We start from the raw sequence: 18,346 nt of genomic DNA on the forward strand, positions 1-18,346 counted from the left end.
TGATGATGGTGATAACTATTAGAATAATTTTTAATGAATTACATACAGACTCAACAGAAGGCGAGTGGAAATCTATATTGAAAAAAAATCCATCATTAATTAAATTCAGTGATACAGATAGTGTAACGATTCCCCATTACTATGACTATGCAGTTGCAATCGACAAAGTAAAAGAGTTATTCATTGAAAAACTTGGCTTTGAATTAAAGCTTTATGAAGCCGAAGAAGGACTTGAAATAGATGACACAATTGAACAAATCCTTTCCCGAAATGAGACCGATATTGAGCTTTTAGCAAGTGTCTATGATGCTATCGGTACGTCTGCTATTACATATAACGATACAGAAAAATACATGATTAAACCGTCTCTCACAAATAATATTTTTTATTTTCCAAACTATGAGGTTGCTATCGTCAAAATACCTATCTATCAAAGTCATATGGAATATGAAAGGGAATTCACCTTCGCAAGGAACGATGATGCTTTACTAAGCTTCCTTAACTTCATCACTGAAAAGCAAAGGGAATTTATGCTTGATGGTATTAATGTGCTCACCGATACAGAGGATGGCTTAGAGCGTTCACGAGAACAAATTACCTATCAAATTAAACGAGAAGACATCCTTTTAGAGGAAGATGTAAAAACAGATATTTATCGTTCCATCGATGAATTTTTCTTAAAGAGCGGATCATTTTTCAAAACCTATAACATCCCATATAAACGTGGCATTCTATTATATGGCTCTCCTGGAAATGGCAAAACAACACTTGTCAAATCCATCGCAGGTAGTGTTGCCGCTCCAGTTGTTTATTGGCAGATTACCGAGTATACATCCAGCTACTCGATAAAAGAGGTTTTCTCTACTGTTACAAAAATGGCACCGATGATTCTTATCATTGAAGACATCGATTCTATGCCAGAAGAAGCACGTTCTGTATTCCTGAATACATTAGACGGTGCAACATCTAAGGAAGGCATCTTCTTGATTGGGACAACAAATTACCCAGAAAAAATCGATCCTGCCTTAATTAATCGAGCAGGACGTTTTGACCGTGCTTATGAGATCAAACAGCCTGATGAACCATTACGAAATGAATACCTGCATAAAAAAGGATTAACACAATTTTTAGACGGAACAACGATTAACGAATTAGCAAAGCAAACAAAAGGATTATCTATTGCCCAGCTTAATGAGCTCTATATGTCAATTGCTCTCCAGTGGCATTATGAACAGCAGGTAAACGTCGAGAAAATTGTCAAAGACTTACAAGAGAATCAACGAAGAACAATAAGACAAGACTGGGAAACAGTAGAATACGCAGGGCGGTTAGGATTTTAAAAAAGCCTGCTTGAAAAATCTTGCTTCAATTAATATGAAGCAAGATTTTTTTAAGTTCCTATAAAAATTGACTCATAAACTCATAGCCAAAATACAAGCTAAACCCAAATAAAATAAAAGCAGCGAGGATGGAAACACCTTTTAGAATTTTTTGATTCAGAAACCGCCTCGTATAATGAATGACACTCATTAGTCCAATATCATGTACAAGTATACCGAGGAGGATTCCTGCTGCAACAACAACAAAGTGTGTGCCTGCTCCATCACTTAAAGAAGATATGAGCAATGGGCCAAATATTCCAATCCAAAAGACAATATTAGCTGGGGAAATTGCCATAAAGAAACCTGATGCATATGCTTTTGCCATCGATTTCTTCGGTGCCGTCCCACTGAAGTCAACCGGTGTTTTCGATTCTTTTAAACTATCAATCCCAATAATTAATAAAAATACAAATCCAACAAACCACATCACGGTTTCTACCAATGGATACGTCAGAAATTGGGAGAAGCCAAAATAAATAAGCACAATTAATGTAAAATCAATGGTCATGCCGCCCAGACCCACAAACCAACCACTTAAAAAACCATTTCGCAGCGCTTGCTGAACCATTTGAACAGTCATTGCACCCGGTGTTAGCGAGAGTGCGAGTCCTAATAGAAAATAAGTAAGAAATGCTGTGATCATATGCTGCTCCATTCTGCATTTAATATTTGAATGAGAATATTATAGCGTTAAATGTATTTTTACACAACAAAATGAATTGTTATGCAAACCTCAAAAGTGGAAGCGCCCGGTTAGCGACATACAGAATGCCCCCCGTACTTTGATTCCACAAGGCTGTTTAAAATAACTAAGGTATCCAAACATTCAAAATTTGTAGTTCTCAGTAAAATAACAAAAACGTGATACTTCAATACGTATCACGTTTTTTGTCTTTCACTCACTTACATTTAAATATTCAATATAAATATCATAGTTACTGCTAGTCTCAATTCCATTAGGTATACGCAAATAAAGCAGCTGAGTTCCCCACTCTATTTCAAAGCCACTCCACCATTTATCATTTTTCTTCGTAAACTGCTGCATCGGAAACTCTTTTGCAAAGGAGGAAAATCTTAATTCCCTTGATTCAGCTAGTTCAATTACTAACTGATCAGAGTACAGTTGAAGATCGATCGGATTCATGTATTCTTGTACACTTTCACCATTCACATAAATGGGTGTTTGATAAAAAGCCGCTTCAATTGTATTCCCATCGTATCTTTCAACGACAACATTTATCGTACCCATATCGTCACCTAAATAATCAATATAAAGCGTATCTTTCTCATATGGAAATTCCCATTCCGTTTCTAGATATTTTTGGTAGGATTCAATAGGTGCTCCTTCATAAAGCACATTGTATAGATCGTCACGGTTCATATCGTTATCCTTAGACTCAACATTCTCTACCTCTGAAACCGGAAAAAAATAATAAACCCCAACAGATATAATTAATAGTAAAAAGTATCCTAAAAGCATCCAATATCCTCTTTTAGCAGTAAATCGTTTACTCAGCTTTCCGGCCACTACGGCGATTGCCGCTATTATAAAAACCAAAAAAATGATTGGAAAAAGTTCAGAAACACTCATCGTCTCGCCTCCAATCGACTCGAAATTAGGATTGCACCAAGAAAACAGAGTATTGACGTTACAAGAATTTTTAAGATAAAGAACAGTGCATTCGTTTCTTGATAGTAAAATTCACTGAATCTAATAATTATAGCTGATTCGGTTTGTGCAATGGTAATTAGAATCCCAATCACAAGAACAGGTACAATTACCGGCAGCATGCGGTGCAGCTGTGTAATCATTCCTAATAAATATCCAAATGAACCCAAAAGTATTAAATACAATATCATAGCTACGATTCCGATAAGCACATCGTTTAACTGATACGTAAATCCGTTTCCTATAATTGGATTCGTATCGATGAAAAAATATACAATAACACGCAGCAGAAAGCCTGCGAGAATAGTAGTGATTCCACCAATAGTACTAGCCAACAATAAAAATAGAGCATTTGACAGATTATTGCTTAATTGATTGGACACAAACGTAAATCCATTCTCCCGTTCTGCTTTCGTCGTTATCATAATCGCATGAATGACAATCCAGAGCATTGTTAACGTAATGACACTTGTGTTGGTATAAAGTATCGTATTTATAGATAAGTTATTATTATACGAACCACTAGATCCATTGCCTCCCAGGGAAAAAAGAATCGCAAAGATCTGCAGGAATGCTAATGAGCTAAAAACTCCAGCATATGCCTTCAGTTTATATTGAAATTGTTTTTTCACAATCACTCCTAAACTCATTTTATTTAAAGACATCATCAATACCGCCCTTCTGTTTACGAGTTAAGTAGACACATAGATCACTAGCAGCTATAGAGGATACCTCTATCCCAAGCTGTTTCGCCTGCTCTAACGGAAAATAATCCCGCTTTACAACACAATACGTTGTATCCTTTCCTATCTGCCTGCTATAGATGACTTCCTTATTTGCAGTCCACTGTTCAATAATCTCAGTTCTTCCCGTTAGACCAACAGCATATTCCTTCAGATCATCCATGGAAAGATGGAAATATTTTTTTCCTTGTTCAATCAATAAAACATCCTCTAATAAATCTTCAATTTCCTCTAAATGATGACTGGAAATCATAATTGTTCTCGGATGAGCTAAATAGTCTTTTAACAGTGCACGATAGAAATCCTTTCTTACGGAGGCATCCATTCCAGTTGTCGGCTCATCAAACATGGTCAACGCGCATCTCGATGCCAGACCTATAATCATATTAAAGGTACTCTTCTTCCCTTTCGACAGGTGAACATGTATTTGCTTTGGGTGAAATGAAAAGTAGTCAAATAATCGTTCAGCAAGCCCAGCATCCCAATTCGGGTAAAACCTGCCAGCCTCCTTTAAAATTTCTGCTAAGGTTAATCTTCCAGAGAAACTCATTTGGTCATCCACATAAATCGCATTCGTAGATACGAAGAGATTTTGAAACGGCTGTTCATTAAATACGCGGACTTCCCCTGCTGTTTCATACCAATACCCTGCAAGAATTTTTAAAAGCGTTGTCTTCCCTGCCCCGTTACGTCCAATCAATCCAGTTATCGTATTCTCTTTAATTGTAATTGATAGGTCATTTAAAGCGTTTTGCTGCCCCTGTTTTTTGGTTAAATCTTTACACTCCACTACATTCACCGCGAATCCCCCTTGCGCTCTTTCATAATTTGCCTAAGCATTTCCACTAATTCATTTTCCGTAACATGTAATCGCTCTGCTTCCAAAGCAACCTCCTGAAGCAATCCTTTTAGTGTCTGATTTTTCCGTTTATTCATAATGATTGTGAGTGCATCAGCTGTCACAAACTTCCCCAAACCTCGCTTCGTATACAGAATTCCTTCATCAGCCAGAAGGTTTAATCCTTTGGCTGCTGTTGCTGGATTAATGGTAAATAACTCCGCAAGCTTATATTGCGAATAAACTTTATCATCTTTTGTAAGGTTGCCATTCAGTATTTCCGTTTCAATCCATTCAGAAATTTGAATATAGATTGGCTTGGACCCATTCGCATTAAGAATCAATCCTGCAACCCCCTCTCTAAACTAGTGCATTACTCGTGTAACTTAGTATATTACTTAAATTAGATAATTGCAATATAGTCAGTAACATTTTTCAGTATTATGGTAAAATTAGAGTTATTAAATCTAAATAAAAATAGGAGTAATTTTCATGAATATTGCTATGAATTCCTTCCCAATACTTGAAACAACCCGATTAAGATTACGAGAAATTAAAGAAACAGATGCAGCGAGCATGTTGGAATACCTTTCTGATAAAGAAGTAATGAAACACTACGGGCTTGATCCTTTTCAAACAATAGAAGAAGCTTTTGATGAAATCTCATGGTATCAATCGACCTTAAAACAAAAAACAGGGATTAGATGGGGAATTACATTAAAAGAAGAAGATGTGGTTATTGGCAGCTGCGGCTTTCTTAATATTGCTTCACAGCATTACCGAAGTGAAATTGGTTACGAATTACATAGAAATTATTGGGGTAAGGGTATTGCAAGTGAAGCGCTTGGGGCTGTAATAGCTTACGGATTTGAACAATTGAAGCTCCAACGGATCCAAGCCTTAATAGAACCACCTAATATTGCTTCAATAAAGCTAGCAGAGAAACAAGGATTTATGAGAGAAGGGTTACTGAGAAATTATGAATTTACCTGTGGTAAATTTGATGATATGTATATGTATTCCTTGTTGAGTCAAGACTTTTCTACGTCTATAAAAGGGAAATTGTAAAAGACACAGAATGGCTATAAACCATTCTGCGTCTTAAAATATACACTTCCTCTATTTTTTTCGCGCTCGAATAAATCCATCTATCGCATCCCAAATTAATCCAATGACAAGCAATACGAAAATCCAAAATGTAGATTGTTCCCAGATTTTCTGTCCGACTTCATATTCCTCACTGCCAGCTGTGACAACACCAGCTTGAGCTAACTCATTCATAAAATCAGGGTTCCAGAAGGTGGGTCCACTAACCATAAGCAAAATGACAGCCATAGAGATTGCATTCAATATCAACGTATACCCTGCTAGCTTATATGTCCATTTTCCAGAGACAAGCTTCAGACACTCTTTGATAATGCCAAAGCCAAATATAAGCAGGATAAACAATAAATACATACCATATGTTCTTTCATTTAGAAATGGAACAACTCCTGAAAAGCCATCATGAAATACCCATACACCAAAATAATCACTTGAAAATGCCAAAATGACGATAAATATAGCGTAAAAAATAATTCCGGCAATTGATTCTCCACGTTTAATTTGTCGTTTTTCATCTGGTATAGGCGGCAAGTCAGATGGTTTCCATTCCGTATCAATTTGGATATCCTTCGCTTGATAGGCACCGAGATACTCCGGCAGTGCAAAGCCAAATGTCGTCCAGGCAAAAGCCATCGGAATTCCAGTTACAGTCGATACAATTAAATCAACAAAATGATCGAGTATCAAAACAGGATCGAGTATGGTTTGCACAACAAATATCACGCCTAATATTGAGGCAACTGTAACAAGTACAATTTTCAAGACAATCAAATAGGAATCAAAAAGCTCTGGTCCAATTAGATACTTTTTTGCGCCACGGTATTTATCTGCCAATTTTCTTGGGGTTCCTAATTCCAGTAGAACCTCCTCAACATCTTTATCGCTAATGTCTCTACTTCCAACACGTTCCTCCAGCATATCTTCAATTAAACCACGCAGTTCTTTTGCGATATCCTCCCTTTGTTCCTGCCGTAATTTTTGCGTCACCGCATAGATATACCGATCAATCATCTCCATTTTCACCATCTCCTTTATTTTCAATTACATGATTCAAGCTTTCAACGATGTTTTTCCATTCAACGACAAGCAAATCATACACATTTTTCCCAGTTTCACTTAACAGATAATACTTACGTGGTCTAGCTTCATTCGTATCCCATTTACTATCAAGCAACCCTTGTTTTTCCAGCCTTCTTAGCAATGGATATAATGTCCCTGGTTCAACTTGAATTCCCTTCTCTGCGAGCATTGTGACGAGAGAGTATCCATATTGAGGATTTGAAAGCTGACTTAATACCCCAATCGTAATCGTCCCCCGGCGCAATTCCTGCATTAATTTATCTAAGTGTTCTTTTTCATCGCTCATGTTATCAACTCCTAAACTCATTATAGTGTACGTCGCACACTATTGTAAAGTGCATATTATTATAAAAAATAAATTATATTTTAGTTGACAAATACAGGATATCCGCTTATTATCACAATCAATTAAGGAGCGAAAAAAATGAAAATATATGTTGATGCAGATGCATGCCCAGTAAAGGATGTCATTATGAAAGAGGCTGGTATATTTAAAATTCCAGTTATTTTAGTCACAAGCCTGTCGCATTTTTCCCGTGCTGAAAATCCCACTGGTGTGGAAACCATTTATGTTGATTCAGGTGCAGATGCAGCTGACTACCGCATTATGAAGCTTGCAGAAAGAGGCGACTTCATCGTTACTCAGGACTATGGATTAGCATCACTTGGCCTTGCAAAAGGATGTATTGTGTTGCACCATAAAGGATTTGTCTATACGAATGACAATATTGATCAGCTCCTGCAAACGAGATACTTAAGTGCCATGGCGAGAAAAAGTGGGCAACGTACAAAAGGACCGAAAGCTTTTACCCATGAGGATAGAGAGATGTTTAGGGAGATTTTCAAACAGAAGCTGGAGGAATTTCATGACAGATAATTACATTAGCTTCTGTCTGAATGCAGAAAAGTCCCCGCCAGTATAAACTAGCGGGGACATATTTCCTTGTTTCTTTTTATTCATCGCCTACTCCGAGCGACTGCTTCGCCATTTCCATCATATCGTCTAAACCTGATTTCTCTGCAAACTCAGCGATTCCAACTGGATATGCTGCTTGAAGCTCGACCACATGGTCAAACAAATTTGGCCAAACATTTCCACCAGCGCGTTCATATGCATCAATCAATTGTTTAAGCGAATCCTCACCAAACGCCATTAAGTGGGATACGAAATCGGTTGCTGGATCATCCACTTTTGCCTCGGTCCAGTCAATAAACCCAGTCACACGAGCTTCTTCATCAATTAAAATATGCCCAGGGTGCAAATCACCATGGATGAAAGCAGTTTGCTGCGGCCAGATCGAGTCATTCGAAAGCCATTTTTGCCAACGGTCCCAAAGCGGTTGACTCACTCCAAATGTTGCCTTTACTTTTCCCATTCTCTCACGCATTACATCTCTAATTTCTTCCGCTGTTTGCACCGTTAAACCTGCTTTTTTAACCTTTTCATGATTTATTTGATGCAATTCAGCCATAGCCTTCCCTAATGTTTCTACGTACGCTTCAGGCAGATTTTTCTCATCGAGCTCCCATACATATGCTTTCTTTTCTGGATCAATCGTTCCTGCTGGTATTCCAATTAAAAGTTTATAAGCAATTAATTCATCGGAAAAAATCTCCCATTTCGGCGCTTGAAAAGCAATCTCAGGTACGACTAAATCAAGTATTTGCTTTTCTTGTTTGGCAGATGGGATGACATCACTACGTCTCGGAAAGCGCAATACCCAATGGTCTCCCTTTTCATCTGTTGCGAATACCACTTGAAAGTCAAGGCCCGATTCATTGTACTTCAAAGATTCCGGTGTGATATAGAGTCCATGCGCTCTTGCTTTATCAACTACTTGTGTGTTTGTTAATGTCATGTGATTCACCACTTTCTCATTTTAATTCTTATTATTTATCCTCATCGATTTGATATTGCTGAAATCTTTCTGCATCTGAAGGCTTACATTCTACTCTTAACCTAGTTCCCTTTTCTTCAAACACTTCCTCAAGAATATTTGCTTGGTCATTTAGATAGGATACAATCTGTCCTTCAGAATAAGGTATTAACAACTCACAAATCACATAGTCTTTAAAAACATTCACTTTAATCAAATCGAGTAATTCACGAATACCGGTACGCTTTTTGGCAGACAAATAAATGTGATTGTTCTCAACTACTGGATAATTCATTTCCGTTTGATCGGCTTTATTATAGGCATAGATCATCGGTATATCTGTAACTCCAATTGCAGTTAAAATTTCATTCGTTAGCCTGCAATGCTCTTTATAATTCGGATTCGATATATCCAATACATGAATCAGAAGATTAGCTTCTATAACTTCTTCCAATGTAGAGCGAAATGCTTTTACAAGATGATGTGGAAGCTTATTAATAAATCCTACCGTATCCGTTAGCAGAAAGGTTTGATTCGTTTCCAGCTCAACCTTTCGTACCGAGGTTTCTAACGTTGCAAAGAGCATATCTTTTTCAAATACTTGTTTATCTGTTCCCGTCTGATAAATATCTAATACAGCATTCATTGTTGTTGATTTTCCTGCATTTGTATAGCCAACAAGCGAGACGACAGGTACATCATTTTTTTCACGCTGTTTCCGCTGTGTTTTCCGTTGATTAACGAGGTTTTCCAGCTCGCGGTTTAATTTAGCGATTTGTTCTTCAATTTTACGACGGTCCGTCTCCAGTTTTGTTTCACCAGACCCACGATTAATCAAGCCAGATCCACCGCCTTGACGACCAAGTGATTCACGGCTGCCAATTAATCGCGGCAGCATATATTTAAGGCGAGCTACTTCAACTTGAAGCTTGGATTCCCTCGTTTTAGCCCGGTTCGCAAAAATTTCCAGAATCAGCATCGTGCGGTCAACAACCTGACATTCCGTTGCTTCCTCAATATTCCGAATTTGTGAAGGGGATAATTCATCATCAAAGATAAGCATATCGGCTTCCTCTGCTTCAACCATTTCTTTCAATTCATCCATTTTACCTGTTCCAAGATAGTAGCCTTGGTTGATTCGATTCAAATTCTGCCTCATTTCCTCAACCGTATCAATATGACAAGCTTCCGCTAAATTCCCCAATTCTTCCATGGAATAAGCAAACTCTTCTTCTTGCTTTGACGTATTGACGCCAACTAATATTGCTTTTTTATTCATTTAATTTCCTCCAATTTTAATAAAGCATAGACTCCTGCCTGTGCTTTATAATGGGATATTTAATTTTCTAATTGCGAAAGCAGCCATTTTTTGGACAGCAAAAAAGAAGGTAGACTACTCCCCTTCTTTTCTGTATAAAAAACCGTATATAATATGTGGTCAAAAGGAGGATAAAAAGGACCAAGAAGTTCGAAGCGGCGTAGCTCCCCGTACCGGGCTTCCACAGGATGTGGTGACTTCGACGTTCGACACAGGACGTGAAGGTAGTTAGTCGAAGGTCATTTGCTCTCAAAGCGTCATTTTTACCGGACCTTTTGAACAACCTCATATAAAAGTTTTCCTTATGAAAAGGCAGACCAATCCCATTTACTCTGCGCACAGGCAGAGCTGAACATATTCAATTAATTGTTCAATCCTCGGATTCGAAGTCTGATAGTTGCCACAAGGAAAACCTCCATTTCTGTTTATAGTATCTACAACTCTAACATACATATGTCAATTGAACAAGGATTATTCCTTTACTGGGAGCACATTTCAATTTTACAGAAGAACTGCTCGCCTTTGGCGTGTTTATGTTCACTGCATTGGATTTAAAGTATATACGTCTTCAGACCTAGGATGAAATATTTCTCAAGCTGCTTATGAAATTATCTATTCTGCATTACTATTAAGAAAGATTAACAATAAAAAGTGAAACTTATGTATAGCTTATTTCGTCTATAAGATGGCAGCAGTTGAATGTTTCATGATGAATTTAGGGGCGATTAATAATGAACGAAAAGAATTTATTTATACTTTTAACCGATACAGGAACTGTTTTTACTAGATTAATAAAATCATATACCAAAAAACCATATAACCACGCATCCATTTCCTTTGATCCCCAGTTAGTAAATGCATATAGTTTCGGCAGGAAAAAACCTCGAAACCCTTTCATTGGTGGATTTGTTCAGGAAAATATGCGATCAGGTCTATTCAAGCATGCAAGTGCAGCTATTTATAGCTGCACAGTTAATGAAGATCAGCTTCAAAAAATTAATGCATTTCTACAAAAGATAGAAGCTGAAAAAGAGCAATATCGCTATAATTTCTTAGGTTTATTTGGGGTTATTTTAAACAAGCCTATTAACAGAGAAAAGGCATTTTTTTGTTCGCAATTTGTTGCATCTGTTTTAAAGGAATGTGATATTCTTGATTTCCCGAAGCCAGTATCTTTAATAACTCCTCACGATATTCAGGAAACAGGCAATTTTCAGCTCGTATACAAAGGAAAGCTTGCAGATTTTTATGCAGATGAAAAGCTTATAAATATCATGGAACCGACCTTTAGTATGGTTCCGCTAAAAATATAAGTCATTTAAAATAAACATCCCCAAAACATTACACTGTTTTGGGGATGTTTTCAACGAAAGAGCAGCTTTTCTGCAACGTACCAATCGCATCCTCTAATAATTGCTTATCTACATCTGGAAAGTACATATCACTAAAGTATAGCTCTGATGCCGAGCATTGCCATAACAGGAAATTACTCATCCGCTTCTCTCCGCCTGTACGTATGACTAATTCTGGATCTGGCAGTTCCTTCGTATATAAAAACCGCTGGAACAGCGATTCGTCTAACTTTTCTAATTCCACATGATTGTGCTGAACCTCATAAATAACTTTATGAACAGCTTGAAGGATATCATCTCTCCCTCCATAATTGAAAGCAAAGTTCACTATCAAGCCAGTATTATTTTGGGTGGCTTCAACAGAATCATCCAGCGCCCCTCTTGTGGCTTTCGGAAGAGCTTCTATGTTACCTGAAACAAGTATTTTAATATCTCTTTTCATAAATTCTGGCAGCTTTTTTTTGAGAAACTTTACTGGTAATCGCATGAGGTAATTAACCTCATCCTTTGGCCGCCTCCAATTTTCTGAAGAAAATGCATAAAGTGTGAGGATTTGGATGCCTAATTCAATACTGGCATCAATCATTCGCTCCATTGCCTGAGCGCCTGCATAATGACCTTGACTTCTTGTCAGGCCTTTTTTCTTCCCCCACCTTCCATTTCCATCCATGATAATAGCAACATGCTTTGGTATTACTTTTTGCACTGTGCTAAACCTCCCTATACTTCTAAATCCAAACGTTGGATTTTTTCAATTACTTCTTGCTTCTTAAAATTAAATGATTGCCAGGATTCCGGCTGTTCCATTACTAGTTTTCGTTGTTCGATTCTCAGCAAACGTTGCAGCTCTGGATAATCAGGCTCTATTTTATAGAGTTCGATTAGCCCTTCTATTCCGGTATATGATAAGGTGCTCAAATAATAAATATCAATCTTTTCCGTTTGTTCATAGCGTTCTAAATTATTTGTAACAATAAGTTGTTCGATATGGATAACATTTAACACGACATAAAATAATAAACTCGTGATGAGATAGAAATGTAATATCGCTAACCGTTCGACCCATACCCGAATAAAGGTATATGCAAAAATCACCATAAGAAAGATCATAAAAGCATGCGCCAAAATTCGGTCCACAGTAAACCCATAAGCAGCTTCATACATACTTAATCGCCTAAATGCAGAAACAAGCATTATACCACTCACTATAATGAGCAAGGAATTGAGTATCTTTAATGTGAGCTTCATAGCTTTATTGCGGGTATTTACGCGTTTCAAAACAAAAATCAGCAATGTCCAATTAATCAGCGTTACGAGCAGCAATTCAAAGAATCCTTTTCTCGCATATTCTGCATAAGTAAGTTCGGCCTGTAATCCCCCACCGAAAAAATACGCAAACTGTATAGCTACAAATATGGCGTAGACCAAATTTAACATCGCTAAGATTGTTACCACAATAACACTATCCCAATATATATGCTTTTTTTCCGGATTCATCACATTATTCGTTTCTATCTCAGTTCTTCTAGGCAGTACTTGAAAAATACCGAAGAATAAGAGAGAAAGACCGATGACAATGATCAGATGGAACAGCTCCTCCGTAAAATTAAATCGTATAATAAACGACGGCAATTTTAGAATCATATCCTGAAATACTTTATCCGCTGACATTAACAGTCCAATAATAACCAACAATAATGGAATACCTGTTATCAAACCAATTACAATACGTTTTATTGTTTTGCCTGCTTCTTCGTTCATTGGTTTAACTGTTCTTCTACAAAATTTCGCGCTATATTGAATTGCTTCTTTTAATTTCATTATAAATAAGATTAAAAACGCAGGTTTACTCCAGACAATCTTGTTCTGACTCGTGATCATAATCAGATGAAAGAAAACGAGAGCAGGTATCACCACTAAATTTAAAGCGTAAAATAAGGTACTGCTATAAAAAAGATAACTCCCTGCCAGCAGCCAAACAGCAGCCATAAGCATCAAACCAATTCTGCGACGCTGAAACGGTATGCTGATCCTTATGAAAAACACAGTATAAAACACTGCGATGAAAACAAGGTATGACAAGCCAATTTCTCCATGGAAAAAACTCAGTTCTGCAAGTATTCCAAGTCCTATACATACAATCAAAAAAAACCAATCTCTTTTCGTCACTTGAACATCCATCCATATCCCTCCAATACATTGTATAGCTATATACATAGAATTACTATGTATATAGCCAAAAAAATAATAACGAATCAGGACTGAATGCATTACTCGGCTTCAGCCCATTTCATATCGAAGCTTTCCTTCCCCACCGATACCCAAGCCAGCTTATTGGGTACAATACGACCGTACAAAGAATGCAAACAATAATAAACGGCGTACTCAACAACGGTTGAAACCACTGAAGTGGAATAAGCTTAAAAACAATTAAATACATTAAGATCAAATTAGGTATGACAGAAAACAAAAATGTCTTCTTCAACAATTTATGACCACGTGGACCAAACTCTCTGCCTATTTCATAGCCAAGCAACGCCCAAAAGAATCCATAAATAAGTATAATAATAGAGGTAGCATTTGTCAGGCCTGCCCATAAGCTTTCCAGCCAGTACCAATCAAATGCGTTATAGCCAATTGTAAGCAGCACCCCAAAAGTGAAAATGGCAATATTGCAAAACACAAATAATTGCTGCGTTTTCTTAGGCGTTACGGCTGATTCCTGCTTCCATAGTGCTGCAATCTCCTTTGGCGAACCGAGTCTATGTACCAATTCATCATATACTTTTGCTTCATCGGTCGCTTGCTCCTGGAGCAGGTCAAATACGTGCAGGCGATATTCTGCTATAATCTCTTCCTTATCAGGATGACGCCCAATCTCTTGCTCTAATTCATTTAAAAAATGTTGTTCCCCTTCGGTCATGACTCGTTTCTCCCAATCAGGTTGTTCATCACTTGAACATATCGATGCCATTCCGACGTTCTTTCTGCAAGGATTTCTTTCCCTTGCTCTGTAATACGATAATATTTACGAGCTGGTCCCTTTTCTTGGTTTTGCCAATAACATTCAATGTACGCTTGCTTTTCCATCTTATGAAGTGCTGGGTAGAGCGTACCTTCCTTCATTTGCAAATGGTTTTCACTACGACGATCCATTTCCTTTACAAGCTCGTATCCATACATGTCCCGTTCATTTAAAAGCTGTAGCACAAGCAAGGATGTACTCCCTTTTACAAGTTCGCGATTAAACATTTTCTCACCTACCTAGAATTATTAGGTATCTTTACTATATAAGAATTTTTTCCTTATGTAAAGGACTTCCTTGCTTTTTAAATAATTATTTCATATAGATAGCAACTGGGCAAATTAGTATGAACTCCAGCTGCAATGATAAATTTACTTTAAAAAATAACTGAAATAGGTTTACTTCATATACATACGGGAATACAAATAGTACAAGGCGAACTGCATTGGAAGGATTATTGCAAACGACTTGTGAAAATGTAACCACTTCATTTTCCAACTTGTTTACAGATAAATTCCAATGAGGAAATGCACAGCCTTGGCGGAAAATTTACTTTACTGGCGAACGCTTGACTCGTCAGGAGCTTTAAGATTTGAGTTCCATTTCACAGTTAGTTTTTCAAAACAGTAAGTAGTTTTTTGTGAAAGTGCAACTGGTAAACTGACTGAATTCTGGAGAATCAGATTGGAAGGCTCTTCCAACGGTCTCTAAAGTAATAAATACAGTCAGTTAGACCAAACTGCAATGACGGGTTGTAAAATTTTCGTCAGAAAGAACAGTTTGGAAAAGATGAATTTAATTTTCCGCGTGGTCCCCTTTTTTAGGGGAAGTGAAAGGCATGGTCCGGTTGGAGCATGCCTTTCTTTTTGATTACGCATAGTAATTCTTTTGATAAAAATAATTCGGCTTTTGAATATGGTTATCGTAAGGCTTATGGAAGATATGAGTTGCCGCTGGTGACAACGGTGGAATCAGCCATGTCCAATTTCCAGTGACCTTACGATCTGCTTTCTGTTCCCGATTTTCAAAAACTTTAAATTGCTTTGCAGCCGTATGATGATCGACAATAGATACTCCATATTTTTTAAAGGAATCTAATACAGCAGCATTTAACTCTACAAGTGCACGATCCTTCCATAAATTGCTTTCATGTTTTGTTTCTAATCCCATCTGTTTCGCTGCTGAAGGAAGCAAATTATATCGCGTTTCGTCTGCCAGGTTCCTCGCTCCTATTTCCGTCCCCATATACCAGCCATTAAACGGAGCTGTTACATAGTCAATCCCACCGATTTCAAGACGCATATCCGAAATAATTGGTACTGCATACCACTTCACCGCTAAATCCCCGAACAGCGAAAAATCAGGATGCTCAATTGGTACCTCCATTACATATTCCTTTGGTATTTCCAAAAACTCGGGATCATGATCTCCGATTTGAACAACGAGTGGAAGCAAATCAAATGAAGTCCCTTCACCAGCCCAGCCAAGCCTCAAGCATTCCTTCGTAAAAGCTACAGAAGCTGGATCTCCTACTATCCCATTTTCCGTTTCATATCCAGCATAGCGAAGTAATTGGTGATTCCAAATCTTCACCCGTCTATACCCATGGATTTCGGCCTGGAATATCGTTATCATCGGTTTGATTTTCCCATGATTGGTTGCATTCCTTATATGGTGAAGCAAATAAGTAAATACTTCCTCACTACGTGCAGCATGCCTTGCATCTATTACCTCCAGCCTTTCCCAAAACAGTCTGCCAATACAACGATTCGAGTTACGCCATGCAAGCTTTGCACCATAAGACAGCTCTTCATATGTATGCTCATAGTACCCTTTTTCATCCAGCTCTTCGTGAATTTGACTCAGTCTCTCAGCAATTTTTTCTGATGTTTTGCCAAGCTCTCTATATAAATTTTCAATGAATGTATCTGCCTCTTGCTTTCGGATTACTTTTTCCATTTTAGGCCCCTCCTGTCCTCAGCATGTTAATTTTATCAAAGTTAACAGCTGTTTTTGTGACGGACTTTCTACAAATGGCGAAAAGCAGGGGTTGCATCAAAGCATTCTATTCGTTTATAATAAAATCAACTTAAGACGGAAGGGTGAACAAAGAGGACATGAAGTACTAATCCTATTTTTTCGAAAACATTCAAGTGAACAGTATGTCAACATCAGCGGATTTATCTGCTCTTTTGTCATGCATTTCACCGATTTTTTCAGGATAGGATTGTAGATCTTTGTGTTCCAGTTAAAGGGAGTAGTCTCTCTTTTTTCCTGTACACCTCTGCCTCCTATTCTGAAAAGAATCGGAGGCTTTTTTTGGTCTCCACATAAAAGAACGGAGATGATAGGTATGGTCATAATGGAATTAAGCGGACTTAAATATGAAGTTAAAGATCGTTTACTCTTTGCAGCGGATCATTTAGCAATCCAGAATAAAGATCGAATTGGGCTTGTTGGCAGAAATGGCAGTGGGAAGACAAGTTTGCTAGAGATACTTGCAGGAAAGCAGCGACCAGAAAAAGGTATAATCAGTCGGCAAACAACCTGTGAATTGCTCCCCCAATTAAAAAATACAAATACAACCAAAAGTGGCGGTGAGGTTACACAGGAATATATTAACCAATCGCTGGCAACACAAGCTGGCCTTTTACTTGCTGATGAACCAACAACCAACTTGGATACGGAGCATATTGAAGGCTTGGAAAAGCAATTACAAAGATGGCAAGGAGCTATTGTCATTGTGTCACATGACCGTAGCTTCTTAGATACACTGTGTACAACAATTTGGGAAATTGATAACAAGAAAATCAATGTGTATAAAGGGAATTATTCGGATTATATTGCTCAAAAGGAACTGGCAATCAGACAGCAAGAAAATGCATATGAACAATATCAACGAAAGAAAAAGCAGTTGGAGAATGCACTCGAGTTAAAGGAGCAAAAAGCACAACGAGCAACGAAAAAGCCGGAGCATGTCAGCGCATCTGAGGCAAAAATTACTGGTGCAAAACCATACTTTGCAAAAAAGCAAAAGAAGCTGCAAAAAACAGCAAAGTCGATTGAAACGCGATTAGAAAAGCTTGAAAAAGTAGAGAAGGTAAAAGAAATGCCTGCCATTAAAATGAATTTACCGAATCAGGGAGCTTTCACAGGTCAGATTATTATCCGTGCAGAGGAGCTAGCTGGAAATGTTGCAAATCGCATGCTTTGGAAACCAGCAAGCTTTTATATCCGCGGCGGTCAAAAAATAGCGGTCATTGGCAAAAACGGTGCTGGTAAAACAACACTGCTAAAGAAAATAATAAACAATGCAGATGGCCTTACAATATCACCCGCTGCCCGGGTTGGCTATTTCAGTCAGAACCTTGATGTTCTCGATACAGCAGACACCATTCTGGAAAACGTTCGCTTAACCTCTGTCCAGGATGAAACCTTCATCCGCACTGTACTTGCAAGGTTACATTTTTATCGGGATGATGTGTATAAAAAGGTAGAAGTATTAAGCGGCGGGGAGCGCGTTAAAGTAGCTTTTGCAAAACTATTTGTCAGCAATATAAATACCCTTGTTTTAGATGAGCCGACGAACTATCTCGACATTGAAGCGGTAGAAGCATTAGAAGATCTTTTATCAGATTACGAAGGTACGATACTCGTCGTTTCTCATGATCGACGTTTTATCGAGCATATCGCTGACCACATTTTAGCAATTGAAAAGCAAGAAATTACGTTTTTTGAAGGAAGCTATGAGGCATATAAAAATTACGTTCCAAAACAAGCAGCAGATTCAAGAGAAGAAGAATTACTTGTCATTGAAACAAAGCTAACGGAAGTCCTGAGCAAGCTTAGTCTCGAGCCATCTGAAGCATTGGACCAGGAATTTCAAGCGCTTTTAAAAAGAAAACGTGAGCTGGAAAAAGCGGACTAAATTGATAAGAGCATGCTTGGCTATAAACCT

The 18,346-nt window shown here is 37.8% G+C and carries 19 protein-coding genes; 5 read left to right on the forward strand and 14 right to left on the reverse strand.

Annotation, left to right across the window (positions count from 1 at the left end; genetic code table 11):
* Positions 1–77: 77 nt before the first annotated feature.
* Positions 78–1,340: an AAA family ATPase gene (locus tag NSQ77_RS07915; protein WP_339230137.1), complete on the forward strand. Its 1,263-nt coding sequence runs from the start codon at positions 78–80 to the stop codon at positions 1,338–1,340.
* A 58-nt stretch (positions 1,341–1,398) separates the two neighbouring features.
* On the opposite strand, the gene NSQ77_RS07920 is transcribed toward NSQ77_RS07915, so the two are convergent.
* From NSQ77_RS07920 to NSQ77_RS07940, 5 genes are all read right to left on the reverse strand, one after another.
* On the reverse strand, positions 1,399–2,025 hold the full coding sequence (locus NSQ77_RS07920; protein WP_339230139.1) for a LysE family transporter: 627 nt from the start codon (positions 2,023–2,025) through the stop codon (positions 1,399–1,401).
* A 252-nt stretch (positions 2,026–2,277) separates the two neighbouring features.
* Complete coding sequence (locus tag NSQ77_RS07925; protein ID WP_339230141.1) at positions 2,278–2,973, reverse strand: hypothetical protein; 696 nt, start codon at positions 2,971–2,973, stop codon at positions 2,278–2,280.
* Positions 2,970–3,716, reverse strand: coding sequence for a hypothetical protein (locus NSQ77_RS07930; RefSeq protein ID WP_339230143.1), 747 nt, complete (start codon positions 3,714–3,716; stop codon positions 2,970–2,972). Before NSQ77_RS07930 ends, NSQ77_RS07925 begins: the two co-directional genes overlap by 4 nt.
* Entirely contained in the window at positions 3,703–4,593 is an 891-nt protein-coding gene (locus NSQ77_RS07935; RefSeq protein ID WP_339230145.1) for an ABC transporter ATP-binding protein, read from the reverse strand. The genes NSQ77_RS07930 and NSQ77_RS07935 overlap by 14 nt, the downstream gene beginning before the upstream one ends.
* Positions 4,590–4,976 (reverse strand): GntR family transcriptional regulator, encoded by a 387-nt coding sequence (locus NSQ77_RS07940; protein WP_339230147.1) that lies wholly within the window; start codon positions 4,974–4,976, stop codon positions 4,590–4,592. Before NSQ77_RS07940 ends, NSQ77_RS07935 begins: the two co-directional genes overlap by 4 nt.
* 148 nt (positions 4,977–5,124) lie before the next feature.
* Between NSQ77_RS07940 and NSQ77_RS07945 the strand changes: the two genes are divergently transcribed.
* Positions 5,125–5,700, forward strand: coding sequence for a GNAT family protein (locus tag NSQ77_RS07945; RefSeq protein ID WP_339230148.1), 576 nt, complete (start codon positions 5,125–5,127; stop codon positions 5,698–5,700).
* 51 nt (positions 5,701–5,751) lie between these two features.
* Here the strand turns inward: NSQ77_RS07945 and NSQ77_RS07950 are convergent, their stop codons facing one another.
* Both NSQ77_RS07950 and NSQ77_RS07955 read right to left on the reverse strand, forming a co-directional pair.
* Positions 5,752–6,753 carry a hypothetical protein gene (locus tag NSQ77_RS07950; protein ID WP_339230150.1) on the reverse strand — a complete coding sequence of 334 codons (1,002 nt, stop codon included), beginning with the start codon at positions 6,751–6,753 and terminating at the stop codon, positions 5,752–5,754.
* Positions 6,740–7,102 carry a PadR family transcriptional regulator gene (locus NSQ77_RS07955; RefSeq protein WP_339230152.1) on the reverse strand — a complete coding sequence of 121 codons (363 nt, stop codon included), beginning with the start codon at positions 7,100–7,102 and terminating at the stop codon, positions 6,740–6,742. Before NSQ77_RS07955 ends, NSQ77_RS07950 begins: the two co-directional genes overlap by 14 nt.
* A gap of 138 nt (positions 7,103–7,240) precedes the next feature.
* Here NSQ77_RS07955 and NSQ77_RS07960 point away from each other — a divergent pair, with 138 nt between their 5' ends.
* On the forward strand, positions 7,241–7,693 hold the full coding sequence (locus NSQ77_RS07960; protein ID WP_339230154.1) for a YaiI/YqxD family protein: 453 nt from the start codon (positions 7,241–7,243) through the stop codon (positions 7,691–7,693).
* 76 nt (positions 7,694–7,769) lie between these two features.
* Here the strand turns inward: NSQ77_RS07960 and NSQ77_RS07965 are convergent, their stop codons facing one another.
* Both NSQ77_RS07965 and hflX read right to left on the reverse strand, forming a co-directional pair.
* Positions 7,770–8,675 carry a macrolide 2'-phosphotransferase gene (locus tag NSQ77_RS07965; RefSeq protein ID WP_339230156.1) on the reverse strand — a complete coding sequence of 302 codons (906 nt, stop codon included), beginning with the start codon at positions 8,673–8,675 and terminating at the stop codon, positions 7,770–7,772.
* Positions 8,676–8,706: 31 nt separating this feature from the next.
* The gene (gene hflX / locus NSQ77_RS07970; RefSeq protein ID WP_339230157.1) at positions 8,707–9,972 is read right to left on the reverse strand and encodes a GTPase HflX; all 1,266 of its coding nucleotides are present in this window, start codon (positions 9,970–9,972) and stop codon (positions 8,707–8,709) included.
* Between the two features lie 770 nt (positions 9,973–10,742).
* Between hflX and NSQ77_RS07975 the strand changes: the two genes are divergently transcribed.
* The gene (locus NSQ77_RS07975) at positions 10,743–11,324 is read left to right on the forward strand and encodes a hypothetical protein (RefSeq protein ID WP_339230159.1); all 582 of its coding nucleotides are present in this window, start codon (positions 10,743–10,745) and stop codon (positions 11,322–11,324) included.
* Between the two features lie 28 nt (positions 11,325–11,352).
* Here the strand turns inward: NSQ77_RS07975 and uppS are convergent, their stop codons facing one another.
* From uppS to NSQ77_RS08000, 5 genes are all read right to left on the reverse strand, one after another.
* The gene (gene uppS / locus NSQ77_RS07980; protein ID WP_339230161.1) at positions 11,353–12,069 is read right to left on the reverse strand and encodes a polyprenyl diphosphate synthase; all 717 of its coding nucleotides are present in this window, start codon (positions 12,067–12,069) and stop codon (positions 11,353–11,355) included.
* Positions 12,070–12,083: 14 nt separating this feature from the next.
* Positions 12,084–13,544 (reverse strand): DUF4173 domain-containing protein, encoded by a 1,461-nt coding sequence (locus NSQ77_RS07985; RefSeq protein ID WP_339230163.1) that lies wholly within the window; start codon positions 13,542–13,544, stop codon positions 12,084–12,086.
* 109 nt (positions 13,545–13,653) lie between these two features.
* A complete protein-coding gene (locus tag NSQ77_RS07990; protein WP_339230165.1) occupies positions 13,654–14,286 on the reverse strand; it encodes a hypothetical protein in 633 nt (210 codons plus the stop codon).
* Entirely contained in the window at positions 14,283–14,615 is a 333-nt protein-coding gene (locus NSQ77_RS07995) for a PadR family transcriptional regulator (protein ID WP_095312113.1), read from the reverse strand. The genes NSQ77_RS07990 and NSQ77_RS07995 overlap by 4 nt, the downstream gene beginning before the upstream one ends.
* A 643-nt stretch (positions 14,616–15,258) precedes the next feature.
* Positions 15,259–16,347 carry a nitric oxide synthase oxygenase gene (locus tag NSQ77_RS08000; RefSeq protein WP_339230167.1) on the reverse strand — a complete coding sequence of 363 codons (1,089 nt, stop codon included), beginning with the start codon at positions 16,345–16,347 and terminating at the stop codon, positions 15,259–15,261.
* A 394-nt stretch (positions 16,348–16,741) separates the two neighbouring features.
* On the opposite strand from NSQ77_RS08000, the gene NSQ77_RS08005 reads away from it, so the two are divergent.
* Positions 16,742–18,316 (forward strand): Vga family ABC-F type ribosomal protection protein, encoded by a 1,575-nt coding sequence (locus NSQ77_RS08005; protein WP_339230168.1) that lies wholly within the window; start codon positions 16,742–16,744, stop codon positions 18,314–18,316.
* Positions 18,317–18,346 lie beyond the last annotated feature (30 nt).

The organism is Oceanobacillus sp. FSL K6-2867 (genome assembly GCF_037963145.1).
Lineage (GTDB): Bacteria > Bacillota > Bacilli > Bacillales > Amphibacillaceae > Oceanobacillus.

Excerpts from the sequence above, each read along its gene's own strand:
- NSQ77_RS07920 (WP_339230139.1), bottom strand. The coding sequence starts at position 2,025 with ATGATCACAGCATTTCTTACTTATTTTCTATTAGGACTCGCACTCTCG.
- NSQ77_RS07925 (WP_339230141.1), bottom strand. The coding sequence starts at position 2,973 with ATGAGTGTTTCTGAACTTTTTCCAATCATTTTTTTGGTTTTTATAATA.
- NSQ77_RS07930 (WP_339230143.1), bottom strand. The coding sequence starts at position 3,716 with ATGTCTTTAAATAAAATGAGTTTAGGAGTGATTGTGAAAAAACAATTT.
- NSQ77_RS07945 (WP_339230148.1), top strand. The coding sequence starts at position 5,125 with ATGAATATTGCTATGAATTCCTTCCCAATACTTGAAACAACCCGATTA.
- NSQ77_RS07950 (WP_339230150.1), bottom strand. The coding sequence starts at position 6,753 with ATGGAGATGATTGATCGGTATATCTATGCGGTGACGCAAAAATTACGG.
- NSQ77_RS07955 (WP_339230152.1), bottom strand. The coding sequence starts at position 7,102 with ATGAGCGATGAAAAAGAACACTTAGATAAATTAATGCAGGAATTGCGC.
- NSQ77_RS07960 (WP_339230154.1), top strand. The coding sequence starts at position 7,241 with ATGAAAATATATGTTGATGCAGATGCATGCCCAGTAAAGGATGTCATT.
- NSQ77_RS07965 (WP_339230156.1), bottom strand. The coding sequence starts at position 8,675 with ATGACATTAACAAACACACAAGTAGTTGATAAAGCAAGAGCGCATGGA.
- hflX (WP_339230157.1), bottom strand. The coding sequence starts at position 9,972 with ATGAATAAAAAAGCAATATTAGTTGGCGTCAATACGTCAAAGCAAGAA.
- NSQ77_RS07975 (WP_339230159.1), top strand. The coding sequence starts at position 10,743 with ATGAACGAAAAGAATTTATTTATACTTTTAACCGATACAGGAACTGTT.
- NSQ77_RS07985 (WP_339230163.1), bottom strand. The coding sequence starts at position 13,544 with ATGGATGTTCAAGTGACGAAAAGAGATTGGTTTTTTTTGATTGTATGT.
- NSQ77_RS07990 (WP_339230165.1), bottom strand. The coding sequence starts at position 14,286 with ATGACCGAAGGGGAACAACATTTTTTAAATGAATTAGAGCAAGAGATT.
- NSQ77_RS07995 (WP_095312113.1), bottom strand. The coding sequence starts at position 14,615 with ATGTTTAATCGCGAACTTGTAAAAGGGAGTACATCCTTGCTTGTGCTA.
- NSQ77_RS08000 (WP_339230167.1), bottom strand. The coding sequence starts at position 16,347 with ATGGAAAAAGTAATCCGAAAGCAAGAGGCAGATACATTCATTGAAAAT.
- NSQ77_RS08005 (WP_339230168.1), top strand. The coding sequence starts at position 16,742 with ATGGTCATAATGGAATTAAGCGGACTTAAATATGAAGTTAAAGATCGT.